At 67.9% G+C, this 12,921-nt stretch carries 7 protein-coding genes, 1 tRNA gene and 1 pseudogene; 5 read left to right on the top strand and 4 right to left on the bottom strand.

Translation table 11 applies throughout. The annotated features are described in order from the left end of the window. Positions 1-67 precede the first annotated feature (67 nt). Positions 68-361: a hypothetical protein gene (locus ACQP0U_RS22005; protein ID WP_433310142.1), complete on the top strand. Its 294-nt coding sequence runs from the start codon at positions 68-70 to the stop codon at positions 359-361. A gap of 612 nt (positions 362-973) precedes the next feature. Here ACQP0U_RS22005 and ACQP0U_RS22000 read toward each other — a convergent pair. Further along, a pseudogene (locus ACQP0U_RS22000) lies at positions 974-1,390 on the bottom strand (tetratricopeptide repeat protein); the annotation flags it as partial. A 232-nt stretch (positions 1,391-1,622) separates the two neighbouring features. Here ACQP0U_RS22000 and ACQP0U_RS21995 point away from each other — a divergent pair. The 4 genes from ACQP0U_RS21995 to ACQP0U_RS21980 all read left to right on the top strand — a co-directional run bounded on the left by ACQP0U_RS21995 (position 1,623) and on the right by ACQP0U_RS21980 (position 9,897). Then, positions 1,623-1,706, top strand: a tRNA-Leu gene (locus ACQP0U_RS21995). Positions 1,707-2,280: 574 nt separating this feature from the next. Beyond that, entirely contained in the window at positions 2,281-5,313 is a 3,033-nt protein-coding gene (locus tag ACQP0U_RS21990; RefSeq protein WP_433310139.1) for a family 16 glycoside hydrolase, read from the top strand. Positions 5,314-5,792: 479 nt separating this feature from the next. Continuing rightward, entirely contained in the window at positions 5,793-7,916 is a 2,124-nt protein-coding gene (locus ACQP0U_RS21985) for an MMPL family transporter (protein ID WP_433310136.1), read from the top strand. Positions 7,917-8,820: 904 nt separating this feature from the next. After that, positions 8,821-9,897, top strand: a complete 1,077-nt coding sequence (locus tag ACQP0U_RS21980; RefSeq protein ID WP_433310133.1) for a cellulose binding domain-containing protein — start codon at positions 8,821-8,823, stop codon at positions 9,895-9,897. Positions 9,898-10,524: 627 nt separating this feature from the next. Here ACQP0U_RS21980 and ACQP0U_RS21975 read toward each other — a convergent pair. The 3 genes from ACQP0U_RS21975 to ACQP0U_RS21965 are packed head-to-tail and all read right to left on the bottom strand — an operon-like array spanning position 10,525 to position 12,734. Next, positions 10,525-11,343, bottom strand: a complete 819-nt coding sequence (locus ACQP0U_RS21975) for a CPCC family cysteine-rich protein (RefSeq protein WP_433310130.1) — start codon at positions 11,341-11,343, stop codon at positions 10,525-10,527. A gap of 4 nt (positions 11,344-11,347) precedes the next feature. Further along, the gene (locus tag ACQP0U_RS21970) at positions 11,348-11,506 is read right to left on the bottom strand and encodes a hypothetical protein (protein WP_433310127.1); all 159 of its coding nucleotides are present in this window, start codon (positions 11,504-11,506) and stop codon (positions 11,348-11,350) included. A gap of 40 nt (positions 11,507-11,546) precedes the next feature. Then, the gene (locus ACQP0U_RS21965) at positions 11,547-12,734 is read right to left on the bottom strand and encodes a HEAT repeat domain-containing protein (RefSeq protein ID WP_433310124.1); all 1,188 of its coding nucleotides are present in this window, start codon (positions 12,732-12,734) and stop codon (positions 11,547-11,549) included. Between the last annotated feature and the right edge of the window lie 187 nt (positions 12,735-12,921).

Genomic DNA, 12,921 nt, shown 5'->3' with positions numbered 1-12,921 from the left:
TCCGGAGACCGGGTACGGCTGGCTGGGGGGCGCGGAGATCGGATGCGGGGTCACCGGCGGTGCGCTCATGGGCTGGGCCGGTGGTCCGGTCACCGGGTACATCGGCCCAGGCTGGCCGACGGTCGGGGTGGGCCTGCCCGGTGATGTCGCCTCGGTGTCGGACACGTTGTGCGATTCGCTCGGCGTGGTTGGCCGGGCGGCGGCTCGGGCGGCCTCCTCGGCGAGCAGCGGCTCGATCTGCCGTACCCGGATCGTGGGCTCGTCCCAGCGCGGTGCCGGCACCGCCGGTGTTGCCGGCGGGGCGGTCGACGCCGGGGCGGTTGGGGTCGACGGCGAGGTCGCCTGGTCGCCCATCCGCTGACGTGGTGCCGTGGCTGGCGCGGACGGCGGTCGGTCTGGTGGTCGCTGCCCGGTCGGTGTTGTCGGCGGGACCTCAGTCCTCGGCCGGGGCATCGGACCGACCGCTGGCCGAGGTGGTCCGGGCGGTTGCTGGTCGGCGTGCTGGAGCGGCGGTACCGCATTCACGGGGGGTTGCCCGCTGACCCGTGAGCCGAGTGACGTCGCATTCGCCGGCGGTGGTGGGTCGGCACGCGGGCGCGGCGGCGTCGCGGGCGTGGGTGCGGCCGTCTGCGGACCGGGCCGCGCCGGTGCGATCGAGGAAGCTGCCGGCTGGACGGGCGCCGTCCGAGGGGCAGGGACCGGTGCCGCAGGGGCGTTGCTGGGCGGGGTGGGTGTGGCGGGTGCGCGTACCGCTGGAGGGGTTGGTTGGTGCGTGGCCGGCGGCTGCGGCGGTGCCCAGGGAGACGGCCGGCGGCGGGTCACCGGCGGAGGGTCGCATCGCGGCGAGGGTCGCCAGCGACAGGGTCGGGCCGGAGAGCGCCGACCGGACACCCGGCTCGGTCACCGGGGTGGCCGGGGCCGGACCGGGCGTCGGCGCGGGGTGCTGCTCGCCCGGCGTCGACGCGGGTGGGCCGAGGTAGTCGCGGGCTGCGCGTACCGCCGGGTGGTTCTCCCCGAGCGCGGCGGGCCCCGCGGTGGCGACACGGGTGTAGTTGCGGCGGGCCTCGTGCCGGTTGCCCAACTCCTCCGCTACCTCGGCGAGCTCGAAGGCGAGCGCGAGCATCAGCGGGTCGGAGTGCTCCCAGCGCCGCTCGCCCGCCGCGAACGCCTCCTCCAACACCCGGCGGGCGGCGAGCGGGTCGTCCCCCTCCCGGTGCAGCCGTGCCAGCACATGGGCGGTGTGCAGTACCTCGGGATGGTCGTCACCGTACGGCGGCGGTGCGGATTCGACGGCCTCCGTGAGCAGGTGCCGGGCGGCGCTGAGGTCGCCCGCGGCGCGCAGGGCGAGGGCTCGGTGCTGGGCGGCTGCCAAGGGGGAGGGATGGGACACGGGGCAATGCTGCCGTCAGAGGGCGGCCGGACGCTACCCGGACACGCTCCGACGGTGTGTCGGCGCGGCCTTTTGAGGTGGCTTGATCAGCGGCGGGAGCGTCGGGGGAGAGGCGCCGGAAGGCGATGTGCATGATCCACGAGTGGCGTGTACAGTAACTCCCCGTGCGGCCCACCGTGCCGACCACCGGATGGAAAGATCATCTGGTCGGCGAGGTAGGCTGAACATGTAGGTCCGGGTGGCGGAATGGCAGACGCGCTAGCTTGAGGTGCTAGTACCCGTATAGGGTGTGGGGGTTCAAGTCCCCCCTCGGACACATTATTTCCACACGAACTGTGATGGTTGTTCGTGTTTTGCGTGATCCCCGTCCCGTTGGGCGGGGATTTTTGCTGTCGTAGCGAGGAGGCTCCCCGCCGGGGTGAGCGGGTGGATCGCGGTTTCGGCTTCGATGGTCCACGCGTGGTAGGGGTCGGTGCGCTGTGGATTGCCTGAATGGCGACGAAGTGTTCTTCGCTGGCCAGCGGAGGGTGCGCGATCTCGCGGGAGATGACCCAGTCGGTGGAGGCGGTCCACCGTTGGATCTCGTGGACCCGCTCAGCCCGGGCGACACTGAACGCCCTGCCCGGCCGGCGAAACGTGCAACCACCGGAGCCCCGTGCCGACCGTGCGGGGCATTGAAACATCATGATGAATCATATATAGTGGCCCGTTAGGAAAGCGCTTTCCTGACCGACTTTGGGAATGTTTCCGAAGCGGTAGCAACCTGCTCCGTTGAGAAGACGACGCGGCGGCGCGCGTCCTACCTGCGTCAGGCAACTACCTGATCCCACCCCTGTCATCCGGGCCGGCGTGTGCGCTGCTGCGCGGGTGCGAGCGCGAGAAGGATTGTCATGAGCATTCAAACCGTCCCAGAGGTCGCCCGCCGGCGGCGCCGGGCGCCAGTCCTCGTTCTGGGGCTGAGTGTATTGCTGCCATTTCTGTTGGTGCCTGGTCAGGCACACGCCGCGATCCCACCGCAGGATCCCGGGGTCACATTGCGCACCTACAACCTCGGAATCGATCGGTCCGGACTCTGCACGCTCAAGCCCGGACAGACTCCCAACGTCGACAAGCTGATGCCAGTGATCGACTGGTCGACCCAGGCCGACTTCGGCGTCGCCGACAGGTTCCACACCCAGGTCATCGCGAACATCAACATCACCACGGCCGGCTCGTACGTGTTCCGGCTCACCAGCGACGATGGCTCCCGCTTGCGCATCGACAGAAGCACCGTCGTCGACAATGACGACGCGGACAGCACGTTCACGACGGTCATCGACCACGACGGCCTTCATGGCGCGTTGCCGAAAGACGGCACCATCGACCTGTCCGCCGGCTATCACAAGCTGCGCATCGAACATTTCGATAACACCAGTGGGCAGGCGCTCAGACTGGAGTGGCGGCCACCGGGATCCACACAGTTCTCGCTCGTGCCGACCACGGCGCTGAGCACCGAATCCGGAGTGACCCGGGTGACCGCACCTGGCACCAAGGAATGCGTCGAGGGGGTGGACAGTCCGGGGGACGGGCTGCCACTGGACGCGGTGCATCCCAATTACACGCTGACCAATCTGCGTCCCAGCGGGTTCGAGCCAAAAGTCACCGGGATGGACTGGCTGCCCGACAACAGGCTGGCCATCACCACGTGGGGCGGCGACTACGGCACCACTACGCCGCTTGGCGAGGTCTATGTGCTGGGCAACGTCACCGGCACCACCTCTGCCGCGCAGGTGACGGTGAAGAGGATCGCCACAGGGTTGCAGGACCCCATGGGAATCAAATATGTGGACGGCAAACTGTACGTCGCGGAGCGGTACGGGCTGATCGAGCTGACCGATGCCGACAGCGATGACATCATCGACAGCAGGCGAACGGTGGCGACTTGGCCGTTCGGCGGGACCTACCACGAGTTCGCGATCGGCCTCCTGTACAAGGACGGCTACTTTTACCTCAACCTGTCGGTCCAGATCACTCCTGGCGGACGCTCCACCAAACCGCAGCTCGCCAACAATCGCGGCACCGCGATCAAAGTCAACAGGGCGACCGGACAGGTCGAGTACACAGCAAGCGGATTGCGTACCCCGAATGGCATAGGCTGGGGCCCCGAAGGCGGCATCTTCGTCACCGACAACCAGGGCGACTGGCTACCGGCCAACAAGCTGGTGCATCTCAAGCCGGGCCGGTTCTTCAACCACTACAACGATCCGGCCGGTCCGTTCGACTCGAACGCGGTCACACAGCCGGTCCTGTGGCTGCCGCACAACGAGATCGCGAACTCGCCGAGCACACCGCTCATGCTCACCCAAGGCCTGTTCGCCGGCCAGATGCTGTTCGGTGATGTTACCTATGGCGGGATCCAACGCGGGTATCTGGAGAAGGTCAACGGCGAGTATCAGGGTGCGGTCTTCCGCTTCACCCAGGGACTCGAGGCCGGCATCAGCCGGATCACCCTCGGCCCCGACGGTGCGATCTACGCGGGCGGCATCGGCGGTGGACAGGCCAGCAGCAACTGGCGTCAGCAGGGCAAGCTCACCTTCGGTCTGCAAAAACTCACCCCCAGCAGTAGCAACGCCTTCGACATGCTGGCGATGCGGGCGGTCGCCGGTGGCTTCGAACTCGAATACACCCAGCCGTTGTCGGCCGCAACGCTGAGCTCGCTGGCGTCGCGGTACGCCGTCCGGCAGTGGCGTTACACCCCGACCTCCAGCTATGGCGGCCCAAAGGTCGACTTGGAAACGCTGAGCGTCACTTCGGCCATCCCTTCGGCCGACGGCAAGAAAGTCACGTTGCGGATCAACGGCTTGAAGTCCGGGCGGGTGGTGTACGTGCACTCGCCACGGCCGTTCAGTTCGGCTTCGGGGCAGTCCCTGTGGAGCACGGAGGCCTGGTACACGCTCAACTCTCTGCCCGGCGGCCCGTACGAAGCCGAGTATGCGGCGCTCAGCGGCGCGACCGCAGGGTCCGAACATTCCGGTTACAGCGGAACCGGTTACGCCGACTTCGCGGCGTCCGCGAACACCGGCGCACACACCGAATGGACAGTCAACGCGCCGAGCGCGGGAACCTATTCGCTGGAATTCCGTTACGCCAACGGCGGACCCGTCGACCGGCCTCTGGCCATCGCGGCCAACGGCACGACTGTCAGCCCAGCGCTTTCGTTCCCGCCGACGGGTGCGTGGAACACCTGGCGAACCGTATCGCTGAGCACAACGCTACCGGCCGGGCAGAGCAAGATCCGTGCGACCACGACGGGCGCCAACGGCGCCAACCTCGACCACGTCGTCGTCGCTCCGGTATCTCGCATCCCCCTGTTCGACGGTACCGGCCTGGCGGCATGGGAGAACACAAACGGCGGCCCTGCGACCTGGCCGGTGGCCGGCGGATCGATGGAATCGCTTGGCGGAAACATCCGTACCAGAGCGAAATTCGGCGACTTCAAGCTGCACGGCGAGTGGCTGCAACCCGACTACCCGCCCGAGGTCACCGGACAGGCCCGCGGCAACAGCGGATTCTACCTCCAGGAACGCTACGAGATTCAGGTGCTGGACTCCTTCGGTGACACGACACTGGCCAACAACGAGGCCGGAGCCATCTACCTCAGGCGTGCTCCCGACCGGAACATGGCAACCGCGCCCAACACATGGCAGACGTTCGACATTACGTTCCGCGCGGCGCGGTTCAGCGCGACAGGCGCGAAACTCGAAGACGCCAGGGTCACTGTGGTGTGGAACGGCGTTGTTGTCCACAACAACGTCGCCATCAGCGGACCCACCGGAAACGGCCAGCCCGAAGGGCCGTCGCCTGGCTCCATAGCCTTGCAAGACCACGGCGACCCCGGCGCGAATCCCCGCTTCCGCAACATCTGGATCGAACCGCTGAGTTGACGCACACTCTGGTGTCGCCGCCGGTTCCGTGCGGCGGCACCAGAGTCCTGCGTGTCCGCCGGACCGGGCCACGTTGTCGGAGTACGGGTCGGCGGCGGTGATGAGGTAGACGTCGCACCCGGTCGCCTGCTGGATCATGTCGGCGAGGACCCGGGTGTTACCGGTCGTCAGGGTTCGGCGACCGCCGTAGTGGTACGCACCCGCCCGGGCGAGTTGCGCCGTGATCTTGGTGGTAACTCCTCGCCGGGGAAGAAACGCTCGCACAGATCTAGCGCGGCGTCGATGTCGCTGACGCCGATCGTCCGAGGTTGCCGCGCCAAACGATCGTCCAGCTGATGGAGCAAGTCGTCGATCGCTTCGCGGTGGCGATCGTCGCAGCAGCTCACCAGCAGGACCTGCGAACCATTGCGGGACGAGGGCAGTTGATGTTGTATTGCCTACGGCAGCGGCTAGGTCGGCTGCGGCCCGAGGAGGCTGCGGTGCTTGCACTGCTCGGCCGGTGGATCGCCAAACACCGAATGTGGGTGCTCGCTGGCTGGAGCGTGATCACGCTGGCCGGTGCGATGCTCGGAGGTGCGGTTTACGACCGGACCCAGTCGGTGGACAGTCTGCGACCCGACGCGGAGTCCATGGTCGCGCAGTCGCGCATCGACCGGCTCGACCCGCAGGGGGAGCGGATCGTGGCGGTCATCGCGGGCCGCGACTTCAACGCCACGGCACTGGTGGACAGCGCCACGCGGGTGATGTTCGACATCCGCGCGATCCCGGGAGTTGCGTCCGTCACCGATGCCTACACCGCAGGATCTTCGCAGGTGGCCGCCGATGATCAAAGCTCGCTCGTCGTCGTCGAGCTGCGCCCGCAACTCAGCGACGACGAGGCGCTCGCGGTGGCTGACCAGGTGGCCGCCGCACTGCGCCGCATCGACGCCCCCAGGGTGCTGGTCGGTGGGGAGTTGCTTGCCGAGCGGACCTTCGGCGAGCAGGCCGTCAAGGACGCCGCCATCGGCGAGTCGATCGCGCTGGTGGTGCTCTGCGGCGTTCTCACCGTCGTGCTCGGCGGGCTGATCGTAGGCAGTCTGCCGCTGGCGGCCGCCCTCGCCGCGGTTGCCGCAACGCTGCTGGCGCTGAGCGGGCTCGCCGAGGCGATGCCGGTCAGCGAGTACGCGGTCAACGTCGTCACCCTGCTCGGTCTCGGCCTCGCCGTCGACTACAGCCTGCTGATCCTTGCCCGGTTCCGGGAGGAACGCGAGGCGGCCCCTAAGGCATCGGTGGCGGAGCTGCTCGCCGCGACCACCGCGACGGCCGGACGTGCCGTTCTCGTGTCCGGTCTTACCGTCGGTGCGGCACTGGCTGGTCTTTTCGTCTTCGCCGAGCCGCTGCTGGCGGCGATGGCGCTGGGTGGAGCGCTGGTCGTCGGCATGGCCACGGTGATCGGGCTGACCCTGGTCCCCGCGCTGATCGCCCTGGCACACAGGCGTATCCCGCCGCCGCGAGGCGCCCGGATACGGTCCTCGGCGGGCAGCTCCCGTCGCCCGGCGCCGGGTCGGCCGGGCCTGCTGGCGCGGCTGGCGGCGTTCTCGCAGCGCCGTCCCGCCGCGGTGGCGTTGACCGTGACCGCCGGCCTGCTTCTGCTGGCGTCTCCGTTGTTCCAGATCACGCTCGCCAACTCCGACGCACGGTCGCTGCCGGCCGCCAGCGAGGAGCGGTTGGCGTACGAGGCCGTCGAACGGGACTTCGCCACCTGGGCCGCGCAGCCGGTCACCGTGCTCATCGAGGCCGGTGCCACCGAGCCGCCGGTGCCGGCGTTGCTGCAACAGTTGCGCGACCTCACCGGCGAGAAGGAGCTCGACCTGCGCTCGGACCTGCCGGCCGACGTCACCGTGGTGGACTTGCGCCCGGCCGGCCCGGCGAGCGGCGAACCGGCCCAACGCCTGGTCCGTGACCTGCGGGCCCTCGACATGCCGGTGCCGCTCCTCGTCGGGGGGCCCGCTGCCGAGCTCATCGACGCGCGGGAGTCGACGGCCGCGCGGCTACCGATCGCGGTGGCCGTCATCGTCGTCGCGACCGGGCTGCTGCTGGTCGCCTTGACCGGCTCGGTCGTCGTACCGGTCAAGGCCATCTGCATGAACATCCTGACGCTGCTGGCGACCCTCGGCGTCCTGGTCGCCGTGTTCCAGTGGGGATGGGGTTCGGCCCTGCTCGGGTTCGAACCCTGGGGGGCTCTGGACATCACCACACCGCTGCTGCTCTTCGTGTTTATCTTCGGGCTGTCGATGGACTACGAGGTGTTCCTGCTCGCCCGGATCAAGGAGGAGTGGGACCGCCGTACCGCCAACGGCCGGATCGACAACGACCGGGCAGTCCTCGCCGGCATCACCGCGACCGGTCCGATCGTCACCACCGCGGCCGTGGCGCTGGGTATCGTCTTCCTCGGCTTCGCCCTCGGCGAACTGATAGCGGTCAAGGAGATCGGTGTCGGCATGACTGTGGCCGTGCTGCTGGACGTCACCGTGGTCCGTGGACTGCTGCTGCCCTCTGTCATGTCCCTTCTCGGCGCGGCGAACTGGTGGCGTCCCGGCCGCCGTGCGACGCCCGCTTTGTAAGACGTCAGTTCAGTGAGTGAGTAGCTGGCGTAGGCAGATCAACGAGCAGGCGACGCTGACCACGCCTTCGTGGATGTCGGCCGGTGTTCGTAGAAGCGGGGTAGGTCCATTCGACGACCCGGCGCAGCTTGCCCGGCCCGCAGCCGTGGGCGCTGCCGCGGCGGGCAATCTTCGGCGTGATGGCGGCGTTGCCGCGGCAACCGGCTGCACTTGTGGCGAGGACATGGGCTTCGCCCCGCGCGTTGGCCGAGTAGTTGTACCACTCGTCCGCACGCTCCCACCGCTGCGGGCGTCGTACTCCTTGAGACCCTCGTTGGTGAAGACCCCGGAGTCCTCGGAGTGGATTGAGTCGATCCCAGCCTCGGATAGCGCCTCCTGGATCAGGGGAGTGCCCTGTTCAATGGCCTCCGAGTGCCGGAACTGCGTCGTCTTGCGACAGCCCCTCAAGGTCGAGAACGATAGCGGTGACAACATCGCTGGAGGTCTGAAGCCGTGCGGTGTACGGCGATGGAGGAGTTGTGTCGGAATCGGCCCCGGTAGGTCGTCGTCACGAGGTAGCCGGTGGCGGTCAACTGCCACTGTGGCAGGAGAGCGACACCGGCGCCCACATCGCGAAAGTGCCTCGCGCTGTGGCTCAGGGCTGACTGGTGGCCGCCGGTCTGGTGATCTGCCCACTCCCCGGTCCACATTGCGAGCTGGCGTACCAGGCGCTCGCTTTTCTGCCGGGACGTGGCGGCCCACTTCTCTGCCTGCTCGGCGCTGTGGCCGCTACCGGTCAGCCATGGGTGGGCTGTCCATTGTCCTGCCGGCGGCAGGACTGCCGTGCGTGCCTTGACAGGAAGGCGGAGCAGCAGGACAGTCGACATTCTCATAGACGCTCAGCTATTCAAGGTGAGGTGGTGCCATGCGGAAGTCGCTGACTGCTGTGGCCGCCATCGCTGTTGCCGTGGTCGCGATGATGGCCGCGATCTCACATGCCAGTGCGGCGAACGCGGCGGCCGGGTGTCGGGTGAACTACGTCGTCACCAGCCAGTGGACCGGTGGCTTCCACGCCGACATCGCGGTCACCAACTTGGGTGACCAAGTCAACGGGTGGACGCTGCGGTTCGCGTTCCCTGCAGTCGACCAGCGGCTCACGCAAACCTGGAGCGCCACCTGGGCCCAGGCGGGCCAGCAGGTCAGCGCGACCAATCTGGGCTGGAACGCGACCCTGGGCACCAATGGCTCCGCGAACATCGGTTTCGTTGGCGCCTGGTCGGGCAGCAACCCCATACCGGCGTCGTTCACGCTTAACGGCGTCACGTGCACCGGCGGCGTCCTGCCCAGCGTGACGTCGACCCGGACGACCACACCGCCGGTCGCTGACTGGCCGGCGATCGTCACCTGGCTGAGCCCGACCGCCGGCGCGGTGTACACCACGCCGGGAACCGTCCCGCTGGCGGCGACCGCGACCGTGGGAGGCGGACACAGCATCACCTCGGTGTCGTTCCGGGTGGACGGCGTCACGGTGGCCCGGGGGGTGAGGACGACCGGTGACCGGTACGAGGCGCTGTGGACACCACCGATCGGGGAGCCCGGCACCAGCACCACCTTCGTGCTGTACGTCTCGGCCGGCACCGACCAGTCGCTGTCTGGCGCTGCGCCGCCGTTGCTGGTCACGGTGGTGACTCCGGCGTCCACCGGCACCAACCACCCGCCGGCGGTGGCGTTGAGCACCCCGGGCGGGCAGACCTACTTCCTCGAACCGACGACCGTCACGCTGGTCGCCGACGTCGCCGACACCGATCCCGGGGACCTCGTCAGCCGGGTGGAGCTTTACCTCGGCGCAACCCGGCTGGCCGTGACGCCGACCAACAGCGGACAGCGCTACCAGTTCCAGACGACCCTGTCGGCCGGCACGTCGTCCACCTTTACCGTGCGGGTCCACGATTCCCACGGCGGCCTCGGCATCTCGAACCCGCTGACCTTCACCATCCGTTAGCGCCTCGGCCCTCCGTTGAGGGCTGACCAAGGTCCTTCCACTGGCCGTCGATACGTTGCGAGTCGGCACGCGCTCTGGGTCAATTCGACCAGGCCATCGGGGTTGGCGGTGACCGTCGTGGTGGGTGAATCTGCGGCGGTCGCCTCCCGCGGAGTGCTCCCCGGTTTCGCGCAACGGTCGACAATGCTCTATGTCGCCTGGCAGGGGAGTGTGCGCAGATCAAGGCGGTTAGGAGCCGTTGGTTGGCCCGGCCTTGCATCTGGGAGCAGATTGGGTGCAGGTTGGCGAAGAGGTCTCCGCGACCGAAGTGCTCACCGGCGCCCGACAGGTACGAGGGCTTCGACCTGCAGTGATGCGGTCGATCGGTGCGGTGTGACCTCCCAGTGGACACCGGAGAGGTCAAGCCTTCAGCCTCCCGACTGGCTGGTGCCGGATGTTGACTGATGCCTGCCGGCACCAATCACGAGACCAGCCCGCATCGATGCACGGCTCTTCGGCGGCACCAAAGGCATCAACGCTGACGCTCCCGCGGTAGTGGTAGGGCGGCGTCCGCACATGTCGAAGTGCGGTTACCCACCGCGTCTCAATCAATTTCGCGGGTGGACGAAGCATTGCGTGAGTCCGCTGTCACGAGCGGTCCCCGCCTCGAGCGGGCGGCCACCGCACCACGATCAGCCCGGCGATGTAGTAACCGTCCTCATCGACGCGGGTGGCAACGTCGAGTTCGACTGTCGTCGCCGTGGTGCGTAATCGGTGGACTTCCCAGTGGCGGTACCGAAGGTCACGTAGCCAGGCTCGCTTAACCTCTTCCGCGACACGCATCGGTGACGCCGCCGGCTCGGCGATACAGGCAGCCGTGATCTGCTGGGCAGGGTCGGGGCCTGTGGTCACGGTCACTTCCCGGATCGAGGGGCACCGGAACAGGTAGTGGTCGAAGTCGATCGACATGCCCGAGAGATTGTCCGGATCGGCCGGGGTTGCCACAGATGCGACTGCGCGGACTGCCTCGGCGAAGCCGGTTGGATCGGCGTCGTCGACTGGTGGCTCGGGGAAAACGATGGCCTGCACGTCGTCCCACCAAGTCCGGCCCGTTCGGCGGCGCCACCAGTACAGGACGGTCCGATCATCCGGCCAAGCCGCCAGGGCGCCACCGCGTGGCTCGAAGCGGTCCCCTTGAAGGTCGATCGTCCGCCAGTGCGGTTCTCTGCGGTAGTCGGCCGGGTCGGCTCGGTTCTCGACGAGGCTGTCCTCGTCACAGGCGCCGTACCTGCCAAAGTTGCGTTGCGCGTCAATCAATGAGGATTTGTTCGCGCCGCCTGCGCGGTACGGCCAACGTAGCTGGTAAACATCGTCCTCCCAGCGGCACACCTGGCAGATTTCGTGTGAGCCTGGCGGATCCCCCAATGTGCGGTAGCCGCAACAGACACACGGATAGGGGAGGTCCATGCGATCAGTGTGCCCGACACCCGTGCCGCACCAATGGCAGCCGCATACCTTCGGTCTGCTGGGCGATCACAGCGAAGCTGCGGGCGTCGACCGGGTCGGTCTTGGGGCCCTGGCCGGTGGCGAACACCCGGGCCCGGGCGGACAGCCTCGCGGGAACGTCCACGACGGTCTCGCCAGCGGATCGCTGACTGTGGGCTGCCGGGTCAGCGAGCGGTGGGGTTGGTCAGTCGGTCCAGTTCGGTGGCGGCAAGTCGGCGCAGGGTCTGATCAGGGTCGCGGGTATACCGGCGGAGGATGTCCGGGGCGGCGTCAGGCGCGACATGTCGTGCAACGACTGCGACCCGCTGACGGACCATTGGATCCGGATCGTTCACCAATTCGACCAAGAGGTGCCCCCGGTGCCACGCAGCCTCGCCACCGACGCTGGCGAGTCCGCTGAGGGTCGCCGCCCGTACTGCGGCCTCGCCGTCTCGTGCCAGCATCGTGAGTTGCGGCGCCACGCGGGGATCCGAGTCAGCCGCCTTCGCGAGCGCTTTGGCGGCTTGGACTCGCAGTTGTGGGTCTTGGTCGGCAGCCAGCGCCAGTAGCGTATCGACCGCCGCTGGCCCTCCGACTGAGCCGAGGGCTTCCGCAGCGTTTTCGCGGACGTGCCGATCGGCGTCGTGGATGAGCCGTAGCAGGGCCGGGGTCGCCTCGTGACTGCCGAGTCGCCCGAGTGCGTAGGCGACCATGGACCGTACTCGCGGTGTCGGGTCGGCGGCGAGGGCAACGAGCGGTGCGACCGCGTCAACCCGGCTGGTGTAGCCAAGCCTGCTCGCGGCCGACACACGTACCTGCTCGTTCAGATCACGCAACGCCATAACGAGCGCGCCGAATGCCCAGTCGTCGCCGGTTGGGTCAGGGATCGAGTCGACCGCCATGGACCTAATCTCCGGGTCGGCGTCGGTCACGGCCGCGGCCAGCAGCTCGACATCCTGTGCGTCGACCACGATCCCGAGCGCCCACAGCCCCACACGGCGCAGCTCTGGCGTATCACCCATGGCGAAATCACGGACCACACGCCGGCTGGCCGAACGGTCTGCGTGCAGCAGCTCGATGATCTCGGTCTGGAGACTGTCCTGGTCGTCCCCGAGATCGCGCGCCGAAGCGCGTAGCAGCACCGGCAGCGCCGCCACACCCTCGATGCCAGCCAAGACACCGGCGATCAGGTCCCGGCCGTAGAAGTTCCCCTCGTCGAGGAACTGGTCCAGTACCTCCTGCAGCCGGGGTACCAAAGCAGTGTCCCCGGATGCGGCCAGTGTCGTGACGGTCGGCGCGATGTCGTCGTAATCGTCCTCTAGCTCCACGGCATGCCGGACCACAGCCTCCAAGGCCTCACGGCTGTCGATCATCCGGTTACCCTGCCACACCACCACCCCGGCGGTGGAACAGCCAACGCATTGTCTGTGGCGACCTCTTCGGCGTGCCCGTAGGATCCAGCGTTGGCGTTCTCTGCAGCGGCTGGGGCGGTGTCCGCTCATGCCGAAAGTCGTGCACCTTCGTACGCCACGTGACCGCTCTTTAGGCGGTCGCAGCCGG

This window comes from Micromonospora sp. CA-269861 (genome assembly GCF_050948505.1).
In the GTDB taxonomy this organism is placed as follows: Bacteria; Actinomycetota; Actinomycetes; order Mycobacteriales; family Micromonosporaceae; genus Micromonospora.
This window is presented reverse-complemented; position numbering and strand designations above follow the sequence as displayed.

Bases quoted from the DNA above. Each gene is read 5' to 3' on its own strand.
- ACQP0U_RS22005 (WP_433310142.1), top strand. From the start codon at position 68: ATGGGCTGGGCCGGTGGTCCGGTCACCGGGTACATCGGCCCAGGCTGG.
- ACQP0U_RS21990 (WP_433310139.1), top strand. From the start codon at position 2,281: ATGAGCATTCAAACCGTCCCAGAGGTCGCCCGCCGGCGGCGCCGGGCG.
- ACQP0U_RS21980 (WP_433310133.1), top strand. From the start codon at position 8,821: ATGCGGAAGTCGCTGACTGCTGTGGCCGCCATCGCTGTTGCCGTGGTC.
- ACQP0U_RS21975 (WP_433310130.1), bottom strand. From the start codon at position 11,343: ATGGACCTCCCCTATCCGTGTGTCTGTTGCGGCTACCGCACATTGGGG.
- ACQP0U_RS21965 (WP_433310124.1), bottom strand. From the start codon at position 12,734: ATGATCGACAGCCGTGAGGCCTTGGAGGCTGTGGTCCGGCATGCCGTG.